General features: G+C 44.7%; 16 protein-coding genes. 12 read left to right on the plus strand and 4 right to left on the minus strand.

The genetic code is table 11. From position 1 onward, the window contains the following. Positions 1 to 164: 164 nt before the first annotated feature. The 4 genes from QEP07_RS11680 to recG all read left to right on the plus strand — a co-directional run bounded on the left by QEP07_RS11680 (position 165) and on the right by recG (position 4,981). The gene (locus tag QEP07_RS11680) at positions 165 to 1,502 is read left to right on the plus strand and encodes an OmpA family protein (protein WP_285010748.1); all 1,338 of its coding nucleotides are present in this window, start codon (positions 165 to 167) and stop codon (positions 1,500 to 1,502) included. A gap of 78 nt (positions 1,503 to 1,580) precedes the next feature. After that, on the plus strand, positions 1,581 to 1,961 hold the full coding sequence (locus QEP07_RS11685) for a RidA family protein (RefSeq protein WP_285010285.1): 381 nt from the start codon (positions 1,581 to 1,583) through the stop codon (positions 1,959 to 1,961). A 2-nt stretch (positions 1,962 to 1,963) separates the two neighbouring features. After that, positions 1,964 to 2,866, plus strand: coding sequence for an EamA family transporter (locus QEP07_RS11690; protein ID WP_285010286.1), 903 nt, complete (start codon positions 1,964 to 1,966; stop codon positions 2,864 to 2,866). Between the two features lie 9 nt (positions 2,867 to 2,875). Next, the gene (gene recG, locus QEP07_RS11695) at positions 2,876 to 4,981 is read left to right on the plus strand and encodes an ATP-dependent DNA helicase RecG (protein ID WP_285010287.1); all 2,106 of its coding nucleotides are present in this window, start codon (positions 2,876 to 2,878) and stop codon (positions 4,979 to 4,981) included. On the opposite strand, the gene QEP07_RS11700 is transcribed toward recG, so the two are convergent. Then, the gene (locus tag QEP07_RS11700) at positions 4,982 to 6,202 is read right to left on the minus strand and encodes a serine hydrolase domain-containing protein (protein ID WP_285010288.1); all 1,221 of its coding nucleotides are present in this window, start codon (positions 6,200 to 6,202) and stop codon (positions 4,982 to 4,984) included. Positions 6,203 to 6,342: 140 nt separating this feature from the next. Here QEP07_RS11700 and fumC point away from each other — a divergent pair, with 140 nt between their 5' ends. Further along, positions 6,343 to 7,740 carry a class II fumarate hydratase gene (gene fumC / locus QEP07_RS11705; protein ID WP_285010290.1) on the plus strand — a complete coding sequence of 466 codons (1,398 nt, stop codon included), beginning with the start codon at positions 6,343 to 6,345 and terminating at the stop codon, positions 7,738 to 7,740. Between the two features lies 1 nt (position 7,741). Then, entirely contained in the window at positions 7,742 to 8,248 is a 507-nt protein-coding gene (locus tag QEP07_RS11710) for a fumarate hydratase (protein ID WP_256002362.1), read from the plus strand. Positions 8,249 to 8,253: 5 nt separating this feature from the next. On the opposite strand, the gene QEP07_RS11715 is transcribed toward QEP07_RS11710, so the two are convergent. Continuing rightward, positions 8,254 to 8,931, minus strand: a complete 678-nt coding sequence (locus tag QEP07_RS11715) for a hypothetical protein (protein WP_256002359.1) — start codon at positions 8,929 to 8,931, stop codon at positions 8,254 to 8,256. 130 nt (positions 8,932 to 9,061) lie between these two features. Here QEP07_RS11715 and QEP07_RS11720 point away from each other — a divergent pair, with 130 nt between their 5' ends. The 3 genes from QEP07_RS11720 to QEP07_RS11730 all read left to right on the plus strand — a co-directional run bounded on the left by QEP07_RS11720 (position 9,062) and on the right by QEP07_RS11730 (position 12,196). Further along, complete coding sequence (locus QEP07_RS11720) at positions 9,062 to 9,736, plus strand: tetratricopeptide repeat protein (RefSeq protein ID WP_285010292.1); 675 nt, start codon at positions 9,062 to 9,064, stop codon at positions 9,734 to 9,736. 118 nt (positions 9,737 to 9,854) lie between these two features. Next, positions 9,855 to 11,972, plus strand: a complete 2,118-nt coding sequence (locus QEP07_RS11725; RefSeq protein ID WP_437126688.1) for a carboxy terminal-processing peptidase — start codon at positions 9,855 to 9,857, stop codon at positions 11,970 to 11,972. Between the two features lie 38 nt (positions 11,973 to 12,010). Beyond that, entirely contained in the window at positions 12,011 to 12,196 is a 186-nt protein-coding gene (locus QEP07_RS11730) for a hypothetical protein (RefSeq protein ID WP_256002351.1), read from the plus strand. A gap of 14 nt (positions 12,197 to 12,210) precedes the next feature. Here the strand turns inward: QEP07_RS11730 and QEP07_RS11735 are convergent, their stop codons facing one another. Further along, a complete protein-coding gene (locus QEP07_RS11735; protein ID WP_256002348.1) occupies positions 12,211 to 12,765 on the minus strand; it encodes a C40 family peptidase in 555 nt (184 codons plus the stop codon). Positions 12,766 to 12,998: 233 nt separating this feature from the next. Between QEP07_RS11735 and pdhA the strand changes: the two genes are divergently transcribed. The 3 genes from pdhA to hisS all read left to right on the plus strand — a co-directional run bounded on the left by pdhA (position 12,999) and on the right by hisS (position 17,153). Continuing rightward, positions 12,999 to 13,994 carry a pyruvate dehydrogenase (acetyl-transferring) E1 component subunit alpha gene (gene pdhA / locus QEP07_RS11740; protein ID WP_285010294.1) on the plus strand — a complete coding sequence of 332 codons (996 nt, stop codon included), beginning with the start codon at positions 12,999 to 13,001 and terminating at the stop codon, positions 13,992 to 13,994. A 28-nt stretch (positions 13,995 to 14,022) separates the two neighbouring features. Further along, positions 14,023 to 15,678: a dihydrolipoyl dehydrogenase family protein gene (locus QEP07_RS11745; protein WP_285010296.1), complete on the plus strand. Its 1,656-nt coding sequence runs from the start codon at positions 14,023 to 14,025 to the stop codon at positions 15,676 to 15,678. 80 nt (positions 15,679 to 15,758) lie between these two features. After that, a complete protein-coding gene (gene hisS, locus QEP07_RS11750) occupies positions 15,759 to 17,153 on the plus strand; it encodes a histidine--tRNA ligase (RefSeq protein WP_285010297.1) in 1,395 nt (464 codons plus the stop codon). A gap of 3 nt (positions 17,154 to 17,156) precedes the next feature. On the opposite strand, the gene QEP07_RS11755 is transcribed toward hisS, so the two are convergent. Further along, the gene (locus tag QEP07_RS11755; protein ID WP_256002337.1) at positions 17,157 to 17,549 is read right to left on the minus strand and encodes a response regulator transcription factor; all 393 of its coding nucleotides are present in this window, start codon (positions 17,547 to 17,549) and stop codon (positions 17,157 to 17,159) included. Between the last annotated feature and the right edge of the window lie 87 nt (positions 17,550 to 17,636).

The raw sequence follows: 17,636 nt of genomic DNA on the forward strand, positions 1-17,636 counted from the left end.
CGGTCTGACCAACAAATAAGATGTCTAAACGCAAGAAAAATTAGACGGATTCTGACTTTGGAACGGAGTTTGTATAAGTGTTTGGGAAATTAAAAATTTGTTTAATTTTGCTACACAAAAAAATTATACAATTAAAAATTTGTTTAACCTTAAAAAAGAAAATTATGAATTATTCTACTTTAAAAAAGAGCTTGGCGGTTTCCTTCGCGGCTTTAGTAGGAGTTACTTCTCTTGCTAGCGCTCAGGAAGCTACTACAAGTTCTTCTTCTTCAGCCAAGGTATTTGGCGGAAGAGGTCAGTACAGAACATGGTCTTTCGGTATCAATGCGGGCGTTTTGTCTCCATTCGTTGCTGTAGGTGGATCTAACGATTTCACCAACTGGGATGCTGAATTAGGTTATGGTATCTCTTTAAGAAAGCAATTAGGTCATTCTTTTGCTATTGAAGGTAACTTGTTCCGTGGAAAAGTAAGCGGTCACAATGAGGACAACGACGGAAACGAAATCGCTGTTGCCGGAAACAGAAACTTCACTACTGAGTTAGGCTATGCAGCTGACATCAGAGGTGTTGTTAACGTAGCAACCATCGACTTCCTTCGTAGGGAAAACTCTGTGAACTTCTTCGTTACTGCTGGTTACGGTTTAGTGGCTTATAACCCAATGCTGAATGGTGTTGACCTGACTGCAAACGGTGGAGTTTTCGGTGAAGACGGAGATAACGACTATATCAAAGAAGCTTATATTCCTGTAGGCGCTGGTATCAAGTTCAAAGTTTCTGAGCGCGTTTCGTTTAACTTAGGTTACACTATGCACTTTATTGATGGTGATAACTTCGACGGACTTTACGCAAAAGCTACTTCTAAAGACAAGTTCTCTTACGGATATGCTGGTCTTGAGTTCTCTTTGGGATCAAGCTCGAAGCCAAACTTGGATTGGGTAAACCCAGTTGCTTTGATGTATGATGAATTGAAAGATCCATCGTTACGTCAGGAGGTTGAGGCGTTGAAAAACCGCGTTGCTAACGTAGAGCGTTCTGTTGAAGATCTTAAGAAAGACTCTGATGGTGATGGTGTTTCTGATCAGTTTGACAAGTGCCCTGGTACTCCTGCTGGTACAGCTGTTGATGGTTCAGGATGTCCGCTTCCAGCTCCAACTACTGCTGCAGTAGGTACTGCTACTGGTTTCGAAACAATCCAGTTCGAGTTCAACTCTTCAGTTCTTAAAACAGAAGCTTATCCAGTATTAGATAAACTGTCTTCAGTTTTGCGTGAAACCGGTGGTAAAGTAACTGCAAACGGTTACGCTTCTAGCGAAGGTACTGCCGCATACAACCTGAAGTTATCTAAAGACAGAGCAAATTCTGTTAAAACTTACCTGGTTAACTCAGGCGTAAGCGCTAGCCAGGTTACTACTAAAGGATTTGGTGAAGCTAACCCTGTTGCTTCTAACGATACTGAAGAAGGTCGTATCCAAAACCGTCGTGTTGAGACTGTTAGAAATTAATTTTCTAATTATCAATATAAAAGAGGGCTTCAATAGAGGCCCTCTTTTTATATATAGGAACTTTATTACCCACCAAAAATGAAAAGAATAATAAATACTACAAATGCACCAGCACCTATAGGTCCATATAACCAGGCTGTGGCCGCGGGAGGCTTTCTATTCCTATCCGGACAGATCGCTATAAATCCGGAGAGTAATGAATTAAGTTTGGGAAGTATTGATAGTGAAACCCATCAGGTGATGCGCAATATCAAAGCTGTCCTGCTTGAAGCTGGATATGGATTAGAGGATGTTGTAAAAACAACGATCTTCCTTTCTGACATGAGCCTGTTTGCCGAGGTGAATGAGATTTACGGTTCTTATTTTACTTCCGAATTCCCGGCAAGAGAAACAGTTGCCGTGAAAGGACTGCCTAAGGGCGTAAACGTGGAGATTTCCGTGGTTGCTTTTAGAGCATAGTCTTGAGTTCAACTTCGCGTTATGTTGCTGCGGGAATACTTTCCGCTGTTATCTGGGGTTTCTTCTCTATCCCGCTTAGGAGTCTTAAGGCTTATCCTGCAGAGGAAATCCTTTATTACCGCATATTCACGTCAGTCATTCTGATCTGGGGTGCTATTCTCCTGTTCAGGAGAAGGAAATTAGAGGCGGACAAACTGTATTTAAGTTCGTCAAATTCCAGACAGCGCAGGCTTATATTCTGGCAGATTCTGCTTTCAACAGTTTTGCTGGTGAGCAATTGGTATACTTTTATCTATGCGATCAACAATATAAGCCTGAAATCTGGTGCTTTTGCTTATATGGTTTGTCCGCTTATTACGGCTTTTGGCGGATTTATAATCTTAAAGGAACAGTTGTCTGTATTGAAATTTATTGCGCTTGGTCTGGCGCTCCTGAGCATTATGCTTCTGGCTACGGGTTCTCTTATTGAAGTGACATGGTCGGTCATTATCGCTGCATTATATGCTTTTTACCTGATCATACAGCGTAAAATGCAGCACCTCGACAAACTGAATGTTCTGGCAGTACAGATCTCGCTGGCTGTGGTTATCCTGCTCCCTTTCTATTTCTCGGGTCACCATGAACTCCCTGAGACACTTTTGTTCTGGACGAACATTATCGTCATCGCGGCTCTATTTACCATCATTCCATTGTTTCTTAGCCTGTACGCGTTGATCGGAATATCATCGTCGACTCTGGGTATCATGATATATATAAACCCGATCATTGCTTTTGCCGTCGCTATCCTCTATTTCGGTGAAGGGGTTGATCATCACCAATTTTTCGCCTATAGCCTGCTTTTGTTTGCCGTATTCTTGTTTAATTGGAACATAATTAAAGATATTTTTACCTTTAAAGTGAAATAATCTGATACCTTGTACCCGTCTATTCTAGATACACAGATTGAGTTTCTTAAGGGTGTGGGCCCAAAGCGGGCTGAACTCCTGCAGAAGGAGCTTAATATATTTAGTTACTCGCATCTGCTCGAGTACTATCCGTTCCGTTATATCGACCGCACGCGATTTTTTAAAGTGGCTGAACTCAACGCTGATCTGCCTTTCGTGCAGATTGTGGGTAGGGTAGTCCGCAAGGAATTGATCGGCGAAAAAAGTAAGAAGCGCATCGTTGTACGGTTCGGGGATGAGACAGGCGCTATGGAACTGGTATGGTTTCAAAGCTTAAAGTGGGTAGACGAACAGGTTTCGGTAGGGAAGGTTTATATTGCTTTCGGCAAACCGACGCTTTTTAACAATATGTACAGTATTGCCCATCCCGAAATGGAGACTTATCCCAGAAGACAGGATGCGGTGGGTAACCTGAGTTTGCAGCCTGTCTATTCTTCTACGGAAAAACTAAAGAAATTTATGCTCGACAGCAAGGGCATCCAGAAGTTACAGATGCAGCTTTTGGAGCAATGTTTTTCCGAACTGAGAGAGACTATTCCAACTTACGTGTTGAGGCAGGAAGGCTTGGTGTCGAGGAATACGGCGATACTCAACGTCCATTTTCCCAAAACTCAGGATATGCTTCAGTCGGCATTGCGGCGACTGAAATTTGAAGAGTTATTTTTCATCCAACTTCAGATGCTGTATGCGAAGAAGGATCGGGAACTTCGCTTTCTTGGTCATCCGTTTGGTCGTGTTGGCAGCAAAGTCAATACGTTTTACCACGAGCTCCTCCCGTTTGAACTGACTGCAGCGCAGAAAAGGGTTATCAGGGAGATCAGGCATGATACACAAATGGCGCGTCAAATGAACAGGCTTGTCCAGGGAGATGTTGGTAGCGGTAAAACCGCGGTCGCTTTAATCAGCATGCTTCTAGCAGCTGATAATGGTTTCCAGGCTTGTATGATGGCGCCAACTGAGATCCTGGCACGACAGCATTTCGAGTCGATCCAAAGCTTATTGAAAGACAGGATTGTAAACGTGGCAATTTTGACCGGAAGTACGGCCAAAAAGGACCGTGCAGCCTTACATAAAGCTTTGGAATCAGGAGAGATCGATATATTGGTCGGGACGCATGCACTCATTGAAGATCGGGTAGTGTTTAACAATCTTGGTCTCGTCGTCATAGACGAGCAGCACCGGTTCGGTGTGGAGCAGCGCGCCAGGTTATGGAGGAAGAGTTCCATTCCACCCCATATACTTGTGATGACAGCTACACCGATCCCGCGCACACTCGCCATGACCTTGTATGGTGATCTGGACGTCTCCGTCATAGACGAACTGCCGAAAGGAAGGAAGCCGATTGATACCAGGCACTTTTTTGAGGGACAGCGGTTAAGGATGTTTGGTTTTTTGAGGCAGGAGATAGCTAAGGGTAGGCAGGTGTACATCGTTTACCCCTTGATAAAGGAGAGCGAAAAACTTGATTTGCTGCATCTGGAAGCAGGCATTGAGCAATTGAGTTATCAGTTTCCCCGGCCTGACTATCAAATCAGCATTGTGCACGGCAAGATGAGCAATGCTGATAAGCAGTTTGAAATGCAGCAGTTCATCGACGGTAAAAGTCAGATTATGGTTGCTACTACGGTAATTGAGGTTGGTGTTAACGTCCCTAACGCTTCGGTGATGGTTATTGAAAACGCCGAGCGCTTTGGTCTTTCGCAACTGCATCAGCTTCGGGGACGTGTGGGAAGGGGCGCGGATCAGTCATATTGTATCCTGATGTCTGGTAACAAGTTGAGCGCAGAGGCCAAACTTCGGCTCGAGACCATGGTGAAAACCAATAACGGGTTCGAGATATCCGAAATTGACCTGCAGCTACGTGGCCCGGGTGACTTGTCTGGCACTCAGCAAAGTGGGGTGCTCAATCTTAAGCTTGCCGACCTGACTACAGATCAGGCACTCCTTACACAGGCGCGATCGGCGGTTGCCCGGATATTGGAGTCTGATCCTATGCTGGAGAATCCCGATAATGGCGTGCTAAAAACCTATCTTCAGCGTAAAAATCCCGGGATCGGATTTAATAAAATTTCATGATCAGTCTTCGTCACTTCCCGGCGCAGATCCAGCACCGCTATATGCGCCCTTACGGATGACTGGCACACCGAGATGCTTGTACAGGTCGTCCAGATGAAGCAAACTGCCATTTACTTTATTGCCAAGTAAAATGATCACAATATCTTTGTCGATGTCGCGAACATAAATGTGGCGGAAGCCGTGCCACCAGCCCGTATGGTACACAACCTTTCTGTTGCCTTCTCCATCAAATATTCTCCAGCCGTAGCCATAGTTAAAGTGACCGTTAACCGGCTTGTTTCGCCCTTTGTAGGCCGAATCGAGGGTGGCCTTTTTAAGCAGGCGTCCCTTCCTGAGCGCATGGTCGAAAAGCAAAAGATCATGAATTGTACTGTAGATACCTTTATCACCTACGGGGCCATCCAAAAAATTCTGGGCAACTGAATAACGCCATGAGTTGCGGTCGTGGCCAACGACATCGACCGGTATTTTCGGGTATACAGTCGTTGAATAGACATGCGTGTTTTTCATGCCTGCGGGCTTAAACACATGTTCCATCATATAATCGGCGTATAGTTTCCCAGTCACTTTTTCAACGATCGCTGCCAGAACCATATAGTTAGAGTTATTATAATGGAAGCGTGTATCAGGTTTGGCGTACGGGTTCGGTTTCCGCTCGGCAATGATCTTCATGACCTCTTGATTAGACACACCTTTTTTCATATCCCTCTTTTCTTTTCGCCATATCTCGTCTATGAAATAAACATAATTCATCATGCCGCTGCGATGGCTTAACAGTAACCTTACAGTAATCCCGTCATAGGGGAAATCGGGGTAGAACTTTTTCACATCATCGTCGAGAGATAGTCTGCCCTGCTCCACTAGTTGCATAATGGCTGTACCTGTAAACGGTTTCGACACTGAGGCTAATTCAAATTCGGATGCTGTTTTCAGGCTATCCCGGTGAAGGTAGTCGGCCCAGCCAAGGGCTTTCTGATAAATGATCCTGCCCTTTTTTGCAACAAGCACATTGCCGTTAAATCCTGACCTGGTATGAAGGCGCTGCATAAATTCGGCAACGTACTTGTCTTCCTTACTGCTGTCGTATACAAGAAGCAGACTGTCTGTTTTATCATCCTCTTTAGTGCGCACTTTAGGGTCGCCCTTAGTCTCTGAGCTTAAGCAGGATACAAGAGAGAACGTAGCAAATAATATAGAAGCCAGCAAAAATCTGTGTTTCATTGAGGTGTGATCGTGTAAAAGGGCCGAAAATTAGCATAAATAACCCTGAAAGCGCAAAAGAGTTTTGAACATTATCCAATACTTTACATTCACGTATGTCATTAAAAGTTAAATTTGCCTTTAAACAATACTTGAAAACAATGAGCTTTAGAATTGAACGTGATACAATGGGTGAAGTGCAGGTTCCTGCAGATAAATATTGGGGTGCACAAACTGAGAGATCAAGGAATAATTTTAAGATTGGGCCTGAAGCATCCATGCCGAAGGAGATTATTTATGCCTTTGGCTACCTGAAAAAAGCAGCGGCATACGCTAATATGGATTTGGGAGTGCTTTCTGCTGAAAAAGCTGAGGCTATAGCAAGTGCCTGCGATGAAATTATAGAGGGAAAGCTTGACGACCAGTTTCCTTTGGTAATTTGGCAAACTGGATCTGGTACACAAAGCAATATGAATGCAAATGAGGTAATTGCATACCGGGCACATGTGCTTCAGGGAGGTTCACTGGAAGATGAAAAGAAGATTCTGCATCCGAATGATGATGTGAACAAGTCACAGTCCTCAAACGACACCTATCCGACTGCCATGCATATCGCGGCATATAAGCAGGCGGTTGAGATTACAATTCCCGGACTTGAGAAACTTCGGGCAACACTTTCGGCAAAATCAGCCAGTTTCAAGGATATTGTAAAGACCGGTCGCACGCACTTTATGGATGCCACTCCCCTGACGTTAGGGCAAGAGTTTTCAGGTTATGTCCAACAGATCGATAACGGCTTGCGGGCAATTAAGAACGCATTGGAAATGGTGCGTGAGCTGGCACTGGGCGGCACGGCTGTTGGTACAGGCCTGAATACCCCGAAGGGTTATGATACCCTGGTCGCGGCAAAGATTGCGGCGCTTACGGGTCTGCCGTTTGTAACCGCTCCTAACAAGTTTGAGGCTCTTGCGGCGCATGACGCTATGGTAGAACTCTCTGCAGCGTATAAGCGGGTCGCAGTCTCACTGATGAAGATTGCCAACGATATCAGGATGCTGAGTTCAGGGCCTCGCTGTGGTATAGGGGAAATTATTATACCCGACAACGAGCCGGGATCCTCGATTATGCCTGGAAAGGTTAATCCGACCCAACCAGAGGCTCTGACGATGGTTTGTGCACAAGTGTTAGGAAATGATGTTACGGTAAGCATTGGAGGAAGTAACGGGCATTTTGAATTAAACGTCTTCAAGCCAGTTATTGCTGCCAATGTGCTGCAGTCGGGCAGGCTGATTGGCGATGCCTGCGTGTCATTCAACGATAAGTGTGCGGAAGGCATAGAACCGAATCTGCCTGAACTTAAGAAGCACCTGGAAAATTCATTGATGCTGGTGACATCCTTAAACCCTCATGTTGGTTATGAAAACGCGGCTAAGATTGCAAAGAAAGCGCATAAGGAGAATAGGACTTTAAAGGAAGCCGCTTTAGAACTGGGCTTGCTTACAAGCGAGCAATTCGATGAGTGGGTTCGTCCTGAAGATATGGTGGGAAGCTTGAAATAATATGTTTGTCTCAAGAACTGGCGTCCTGCTTGTTGGGGTAGCCTTGTACGGTCTTACCGGCTCATGTACCAGACTTCCCGATGTACAGGGCAATGGGGAAGCTTTTTTACAAGGTAAATGGGATCAGGACAGCGCCAAAGTCACAGGTGAAAGGTTGAATTATTCACTTCACAAGTTTAGTTTCACCTGTGATTCCTTCTATTTAGATCTCACTACCTATTCCAAAGTAAACTATTATGCCGATTCCTGCTTTAATAGTGGGGTCTGGCAGGAGTATGCCAAAGGAACTTATGTCGTCAGGGGCGACACCTTATTACTTGCGGGCGTTTATACCAAAGCGAACTACAAACAGAAAATCAGCGGATGCTATAACAGCGGACAATACATCAGAAGCTTTAAGATACTATCAAAGTCGGACAGCACGCTCGATCTGGAAAGTACGGACAATCAAAAGATTGTTTCTATGAACCTGAAAGAACGAAAGGCTTGTGTTCCACAGCCGCTGTAAGACAGCTACCGGTACTGTTCGCTTTTTTCTGCATTTAGCAGGTAGATGTAATTGAACATGCTGAAGGACGCGAGTGCGCCAAACGTATGCCAAAGGAAGTGTGTACCCGATTCAAGGAGAAGCCAGTTATCGGCGATCCGGAAGGTAAGCGCCAGGATGAACGACAATAAAGCTATCCCTACCCATTTCCCGTGTACCCAGCCGGTGTGCTTTAAATAAGCCGTAACAGGCAGCAGAACAAACATGGCCATGAGCGCATAATTTATGTTGATAAAGAGATGAGGGTTTTGCGCCATTAATCCTCTGAGTACCAGTTGAAGGGCGCCGTAAAGAACGATTAGCCATAAAGCCCGGCTCCACTTGACGATTTTCGCTAAAAAGTACACACCGGCCGAGAGGCAAAGTAAGAGGATGGGTAGCCAGTCCATCATAATAAAGAATCCCCATTGCCGCAGGCCGTGATAGATGGTGCCGCCGACACCTCCGATATAAAGCAATGCCAATGCAATGCTTAGAAACCGATGCTTTCTATATTCTCCTCTTAACTTAATAGTCCAGTATATCGCGATGGCCAGAAAAAAACAAGAAGTAAGTGCGTTGAGCGGCTCAGGGAACAAGCGCGCCATATTCGTTTCGGCATATGCGGCTCCGCCGTCTGGAGGTGTATGAATGAAAATAAGCATAGCGTATTCTTTTTGGTGTAAACAAGCCGACAATTTCAAATGTTTGCTCTATCCTGTAGTTCTCCGGCGCTGTCTAACAGATTTATAAGCTTCTGTGTTTTGTTAATTAGTTTTGTTATATCTTTACATTATGAATAAGAGTGTGTTAGCGGCAATTTTTATAATGATGTCTGGATTGGGAGGGGTTGCGCAGACGGCTCAGCAGTTTTCAGAAGAATCCCCGGCTTTCGGAGCGGTCAATATAGTGGTGTCAAACCTGGAAAGCGAAGGGAATGCCTATTTTTCCGATGCCGAACTTAGCGAACGTTCCGGCAGGTATGATGAAGCGATAACTCTGTTTAGTAAGGCTGCGTTCGAATATAACAGTTCAAACCAGCTGTCACGTTATGGTTTGGCTTTAATGAGATTAAGCAATGTGCATTATCTGATGAACCATTATGTCGAAGCTGAACAGGTTGTCTTAAACGTTGCGTTGAAAAACTATGCGAAAATGGGTAGCAAGATGGGTCAGATGGAATCTTACGGGCAGTTAGGCAGGATTTATCTGGCTTCCGAACAATTAACCCAATCGCTATGGTTTTACACACAGCAGGGTATTTTAGCGAGGCAGCTACGCAATAGCGGAGCTCATATAGAATCTGTGCTCGGTATAGCCAACGTCAAGATTCGTAAAAGAGAATATCGCATGGCTTCTGATGACCTTAACCAGGCGGAAGCGCTCGCCCGTGCTGCGAACAACAGCCGTTACGCGACAAAAATTAAGCAAGCCAGGGCACTCATCCAGGCAAACCGGAGCAAAAGTTGATCGACATCGAAGATTACAGAAGAGCGACAGTATTATTACGGTCTCATTGTTCGTTATTTGCAAAATTGGTATCATATTAGTGTGATTATAAAAAATGGATTTTAATTTATTTAAAGAGATGTTGAAGAGAGTATTTCTGGTTATTTTTACTGCAGCTGTGCTTGCATGTCAGGCGTCGCCAAAGCAGCAGCCGGTTGTTCAGGGGGTAAATAATATCATGCCAGATGAAAAGCAGGCTTTGGTCTGCAAGGAGATCGTCGCACTGATAGAAAATTATAATTATAAAAAGCTGAAGGTTAACGATTCGTTATCTTCCGTTGTTCTCGACCGGTACATCAAAGATCTGGACCCATACAGATATTATTTCCTTGCCTCTGATATCAAAGACTTTGAAAAATTCAGATACCAGTTGGATGATGATTTTCGAAACGGGGATCTAACCGCTCCGTTTTATATTTTTAACGTTTATTTAAAGCGGTACGGCCAGTTTATCAATTTTGCGCTCGCAAAAGCAAAGTCTAAGTATGATTTTACTCAAAATGACACTTATGTTTTTGATCGGGAAAAGATGCCCTGGACAACTTCAGCGGCTGAGCAGCAGGCCTTGTGGAGCAAACGTGTTAAATATGATCTGGTGAACCTCAGGATAGCTAGTGCCGATGCGGCCAAGAACATCGAAACATTAACCAAACGCTATGAAAACCTCAAATCGCAATCGGCTAAGGTTAATAATCAGGATGTTTTTCAAACGGTGATGGACGCATTTACTGAAGCAGTTGACCCTCATACCAACTATTTTAATCCTGTGAATGCCCAGGCGTTTAACGAAGATATGGCGAGGTCATTTGAAGGGATCGGTGCGCGCTTGCAGTTGGAAAACGAGATACTGAAAATTGCTGAAGTTATCCCTGGAGGACCTGCCTTTAAAAGTAAGTTGTTGAGCGCGGGCGACAGGATAATAGCTGTTGCGCAAGGAAACGGAGAATTTGAGGACATTATTGGGTGGAGGATTGAAAACTCTGTCGCAAAAATCAAAGGACCAAAAGGAACTAAAGTAAGATTAAAGATCATCCCGGTGGGTCAGGAAATGTCATCAAAGCCAGTCATCATCGAACTTGTGCGTGAGCGAATTGTCATGGAAGAGCTTTCGGCGAAGAAAAAGGTAGAAACGATCCAGTCGGGCGGCAGGTCGTACAAAATGGGTGTCATAACAGTTCCTGGCTTTTATGCAGATTTCAAGGCTGCAAGAGCAGGCGATCCCAACTATAAGAGTACAACCCGCGACGTGCGTTTGTTAATCGATACGCTTAAAAACCTGGATAAGGTTGATGCCATCGTTATGGACCTGAGGGCCAACGGCGGAGGATCGCTGGTAGAGGCGATTGATTTAACCGGGTTATTTATAGACCGTGGTCCCGTTGTTCAGGTAAGAGATTTGAAAGGAAATGTAGAGGTGAACGAAGACAACAATGCCGGTATGGCCTGGAATGGTCCTTTTGGTGTTATGGTGGACCGCCTTAGTGCCTCGGCCTCAGAGATTTTCGCAGGTGCTATTCAAGACTATGGACGGGGAATCATTATGGGAACCCAGACCTTCGGAAAGGGAACGGTTCAATCTTCAATTGACATGAGTCAGCTGGTGAACCCGTCTCTTTTGCAAAGACTCGCTGCGCTGGTAGGTAAAAACGCTCCTGCTTCAGGACGCGAAGTGCCTCAGCTTGGGCAAATCAACTTAACCATGGCTAAGTTTTACAGGGTTACCGGAAGCAGTACCCAGCATAAAGGTGTTATCCCGGATATCCAGTTTCCGTCGCTTTATCCTATGGATAAAATTGGGGAGGACACAGAGAAATCTGCCCTGCCATGGGACGAGATCAAGCCCTCTGACTTTAAACCCGTGGCAAACCTGGGGCCGGTAAAAGCGGAATTGTTAAAGGCGCACAATGAGCGAATGAAAAATTCTCTTGACTACAAAATGCTTCAGGAAGATATTGCAGATGTACAGAAGCGTCAATCGGAAGTGTCTGTAAGTTTAAACGAGGCGAAACTCAAAGCCGAACGTGACAGCCAGGAAGCAAAGGCATTGGCCAGAACGAATCAGTTGCGCGTCTCGCGTGGGCTTGCTCCTTTAAAAAAGGGGGATAAGGCGACCAAAGAAGAGAGTTCCGATTTTGTGCTTGATGAAAGCATGCAGATTATGGGCGACCTGCTTCGCCTATCTGGCATATCCAAATAAGGCATAGAAATTGCATAGCGTAGGAAAACATCTATGCTATGAACGTTAAACGAACATTTGGGACGATCCTGACAATCCTGGGGATCATCGGGCTTATTTACGCTGGTTATGGATTTGTTAATCAATCCATTCAGGTAAGAGAACTTGTGGTGATTGCGGCAATCGGAGTGATCTTTTTCTTTTCCGGGATTGGCTTGGTTAAGAACACTAAAGATGCGGCTTAGGTATGCCTAGGCCGCTATTCTTCAATAAGCTCTGACTGCACAGCGTCTATAATACGCCCGCCTTTGTAGAAATACCTGGAGTAATAAGGCTCGTTTAAGTTACTTATAACGACACCCCTTGTAGAAGAAGCATGCGCAAAACGGTTGTCTCCAAGATAAATCCCGATATGGGTGATGCTTCTGCTTTTTATTTTAAAAAAAACAAGATCGCCTTCCTTTAGTTCACTTTTAGGAAGCGGGTCTACCATGCTGAAAATATCTCTTGAATTCCGGAGTATCGTTGTGTTGAAAACTTTATCGTAGATAGCCTTGGTGAAAGCCGAACAGTCTATCCCTTTCTCCGTATTGCCGCCAAAACGGTAAGGGGTTCCTATCCACTCATATATGAACTTGTAAAGCTTTATGTTTGAAGTAGCATCCACTGCCACACCCATAACCTGAGAAAAATATTGAGAAGCCAGGTTGTCCGGATCTGCCAGTTTGCTGGTTTGTTTAGCTTTTGTTTGTGCATTTGCGGCAAATACAGTGCACGAAAACAATGCTACAGACAAGAAGAACTTTTTTGTCATGTTGTTCGGTTAAGTTTGGTAAAAAGCAACTTACACTCTAACGTAAACCTTTATGGCTTATTGTTTGGATAGCAAACATATATATTTTAGCAACGTTATGCAAACGCCCGTTGCAAAATCCTGAAAGTTATCCACATATTCGTAGGCTTAGTGTTCAATTTACAATCATTTTCTTCCTAATGTTGCAATAAAAAACTAGATTTGCTAGCGTAAAATAAATCTATACCCAAATAATGAGTGCAGTAGAAATTAATAAAGATACTTATCTAAAGTGGTTTGAGTCGATGTTGCTTATGCGCAAGTTCGAAGAGAAAACAGGTCAGCTATACGGGCAACAGAAAATAAGGGGTTTTTGCCATCTATATATCGGTCAGGAAGCTGTCGTTGCAGGAGCTGTGTCAGCTATGCAGAAGGGAGACTCTATGATTACGGCGTATCGGGACCATGCTCACGCGCTGGCTCTGGGTGTGAGTGCTAATTCAATCATGGCTGAAATGTATGGAAAGGCCACTGGCTGCTCGAAAGGCAAGGGTGGTTCTATGCACCTCTTCAGTAAGGAACATAATTTCTATGGCGGACACGGAATCGTGGGCGGACAAATTCCTTTGGGGGCAGGGATTGCTTTTGCAGAAAAATACAAGGGAACATCTAACGTAAACGTATGTTACATGGGTGATGGCGCCGTTCGCCAGGGGGCGCTTAATGAGGCATTTAACATGGCTATGCTTTGGAAGCTGCCCGTGGTATTCGTTTGTGAAAATAACGGATATGCAATGGGTACATCTGTGGAGCGCACTACCAATATGACCGATATTTATAAGATTGGTCTCGGCTTCGATATGCCTTGTGCACCGGTAGATGGTATGGATCCGGTAGCCGTACATAACGCTATGGATGAAGCGTTCCAGCGGGCAAGAAACGGTGAGGGCCCCACTTTCCTTGAAATGCGCACGTATCGTTACCGCGGACATTCCATGTCAGATCCTGCTAAATACAGGACAAAAGAAGAACTTGAGGATTATAAATCTAAAGACCCTATCGAAAAAGTAAGGGAAGTTATATTAAAGGAGAAATATGCTGACGAAGCATGGATTGAAGGCATTGAGTCCCGCGTGAAAGAGATTGTTGATGAGTCAGTGAAGTTTGCCGAAGAGTCGCCATGGCCGGAAGCTGCGGAGCTTTATAAAGATGTTTACGCACAGCAGGACTATCCTTACGTTTTAGATTAATTACATACGCATTTCAAGAGATATTAAGATGGCTGAAATAATTAGAATGCCAAAAATGAGCGACACCATGACCGAGGGGGTTATGGCTAAGTGGCATAAAAAAGTTGGCGATAAGATAAAAAGCGGAGACGTCCTTGCTGAGGTTGAGACTGACAAGGCGACCATGGATCTGGAATCTTACTGGGACGGCACCATATTATATATTGGTGTGGAAGAAGGTAAGGCAGTGCCTGTTGACGCCGTTATCGCAGTAGTAGGCAAGGAAGGTGAAGATTATAAAGCGCTTTTAGCATCCGAAGACAAGCCGTCAGGAGCTGAATCTGAACCGGCTGGTAAGCCTGAAGATGGGCCAGATAGTTCAGCAGGCAATGCACCGGCATCCGGGGGACTTTCAGAGCAGGATCTGGAGAAAATGGGTGTTAGTGTAATCCGCATGCCTCTGCTTAGTGATACAATGACAGAAGGTGTTATTGCTGAATGGCACAAGAAAGTGGGAGATAAGGTGAAGGACGACGATATACTGGCCGATGTTGAAACCGACAAGGCAACGATGGAGGTGATGGGCTATGCGTCAGGAACACTTTTACATATAGGCGTTGAAAAAGGCCAGGCGGCAAAAGTCAATGGCATTATTGCCATTGTAGGACCTGAAGGTACAGACATAAGCGGCATTTTAAATCAAGGCGATGTTAAGCCGGCTGCTTCCGCTAAGGAAGAGAAGCCTGCTGCTGGTTCCGACGCCCGCTCAGTTGATCATAAAGAAGAGAAGGCCGTAGTCTCGGGAACAGGCGATCGCGTTAAGGCATCTCCGCTTGCCAGACGGATTGCGCTCGAGAAAGGTATTGACCTGACACAGGTTGCAGGGAGCGCGGACGGCGGACGTATTATAAAAAAGGATGTCGAAAGCTTTAAACCTGAGGCTGGTTCTAAAAAAACAGAAGCTACAACGGGTGCAGACACAGGAAAGTCGGCTGCGCCAGTGATACCACAGTTTGTAGGTGAAGAAAGATTTACTGAGAAGCCTGTTTCACAGATGCGTAAAGTGATCGCGAAGCGTTTGTCAGAAAGTTTATTTACCGCACCTCATTTTTATCTCACCATTAGCGTAGATATGGATAGTGCCATATCAGCGCGCACAGCGATAAATGCGGTTGCGCCTGTTAAAGTATCATTTAATGATATCGTAATCAAGGCAGTTGCTGTCGCACTTAAAAAGCATCCTGCGGTCAACTCGTCATGGGGTGGTGATAAGATCCGCTTCAACGAGCACACGAACATTGGTGTGGCTATGGCTGTTGAGGATGGCTTGTTAGTTCCGGTAGTTCGCTTTGCAGACGGTAAATCATTATCCCACATTTCTGCAGAAGTGAAAGAATACGGACAAAAGGCGAAGGCTAAGAAACTGCAGCCGTCGGACTGGGAAGGCTCAACCTTTACCGTGTCTAACCTTGGTATGTTCGGTATTGACGAGTTTACTTCAATCATTAACGCTCCCGATGGTGCTATTTTATCTGTAGGAGCAATTCAGCAGGTACCTGTTGTGAAAAACGGCGCTGTCGTTCCAGGAAACGTGATGAAGCTGACATTAGGATGCGACCATCGCGTAGTTGACGGGGCCACTGGTGCCGCTTTCCTTCAAACCCTAAAGGGTCTACTGGAAGAGCCGATCAGATTGCTTGCATAATAGTGATCTTTATAAATAAAAGGTTGCCCTCGCACAGGGCAACCTTTTTTTATGCCTGTTAGTTTTTGTATTTTTGCGCCATGTCGAGTATTAAACCCTCATTAGTAAAAGGAACCCGCGATTTTTCTCCAAAGGAGATGGTTAGACGTAATTATATTTTTGAAACCATTAAAAGGGTTTTCAGAAAATATGGCTATGCTGAGATACAGACACCTTCCATGGAGAATCTGTCAACACTAACGGGTAAGTATGGTGACGAGGGAGACAAACTGATCTTTAAAATATTGAACAGCGGAGACTTTCTATCGAAGGTGGATGCTGACGTCCTCAACAGTCGAACAAGCAACATTCTTCTCCCGTCAATTACAGAGAAGGCGCTCAGATATGACTTAACTGTTCCGTTTGCGCGATATGTCGTGATGCACCAGGCAGATATTTCCTTTCCCTTTAAACGCTATCAGGTACAACCTGTATGGCGGGCAGACAGGCCGCAAAAAGGTCGTTACAGGGAATTTTACCAATGTGATGCCGATGTAGTCGGTTCGGAGAGTTTGCTCAATGAAGCTGAGTTCGTTCTGATCTACCAGGAGGCGCTGACTAATCTTGGGCTGAATGATTTCACAATAAAAATAAATAATCGCAAGATATTGTCTGGAATCGCTGAGATCTTAGGTAAGCCGGACTTGATCGTTGACATGACGATTGCCATTGATAAACTCGATAAAATCGGATTAGATGGTGTAATTGCTGAACTTATTGAGAGAGGGTTTTCAGCTTCCGACATCGAAAAGCTAAGGCCAATTATTTTGCTTTCGGGATCCGTTACGCAGAAGCTGGAGAACCTGGATATGGTATTGTCGTCTTCACCTATAGGTACAGAGGGTCTGAGCGAGCTGCGGCAGGTGTTTGAATACCTTAGCTTATTGTCGGGAGATAATGACCTTGCGGGTAACGTTGACCTGGATGTAACCTTAGCCCGCGGGTTAAATTACTATACGGGCTGCATCTTCGAAGTAAAAGCCAATCAGGTAAGCATCGGCAGTATCGGCGGCGGCGGTCGGTACGATAACCTGACGGGCATGTTTGGTTTAAAGGGACTTACCGGCGTAGGGATATCATTTGGGGCCGACCGTATCTATGACGTGCTTGAAGAATTGAATCTGTTTCCAGAATCGGTGCTGACCGGTACGCAGGTCCTGATCAGTAATTTCGATGCAGAAGCCGAAAGATACGCGTTGCCATTACTCAAGCGATTACGTACAGCTGGAATCAGTGCTGAACTCTATCCATCTCACGCGAAGCTGAAAAAACAGATGGGTTATGCTGACTCTAAAAATATTCCGTATGTGATTCTGATAGGAAGTGAAGAGATGACAGACGGGCAGCTTACTTTAAAAGACATGCAAAGCGGCGATCAAAAACGCCTGTCGATCGACTCAATTGTCGCTTTATTTCAGGCCTGTAAGGCTGACTAATATTTAGTAAGATTTTCCGGATAGAATGCCTTCGATCTTGTCCAGCAGATCGTCAATATCGAACGGTTTAGCTAGAAAGCCATTGGGTTTGAACTCACCATGCTGGATATTTTCCGCTGTGTATCGTGCCGATATCATCAGCACAGGAATATGTGCCGTTTTTTCTTCAGACCTGATTTGTTTCAACAGATCTCTCCCATCCCCGTCCGGTAACATGATATCGAGTATAATCAGATCCGGCTTTGAGGCTTCAATATGCGACATCATGTCTGCGCTTTTGTTGAAGCCAGATACTTTGTACGCTTCGCTCTGTAAAATAAGCGTGATCACGTCAAGAATCGCATGATTATCCTCGATGACCAAAATGTTTTTGTAAACTGCGGTGCCCTTTGCCAAGTCAGATTAATTTGTTGAATACAAATATATTAAGAAATTAGATTGTTTATATTTTTTTTAAAACTAATAAACAAAATTAATGCGCAT

It is taken from the genome of Pedobacter faecalis, assembly GCF_030182585.1.
Taxonomy (GTDB): domain Bacteria; phylum Bacteroidota; class Bacteroidia; order Sphingobacteriales; family Sphingobacteriaceae; genus Pedobacter; species Pedobacter faecalis.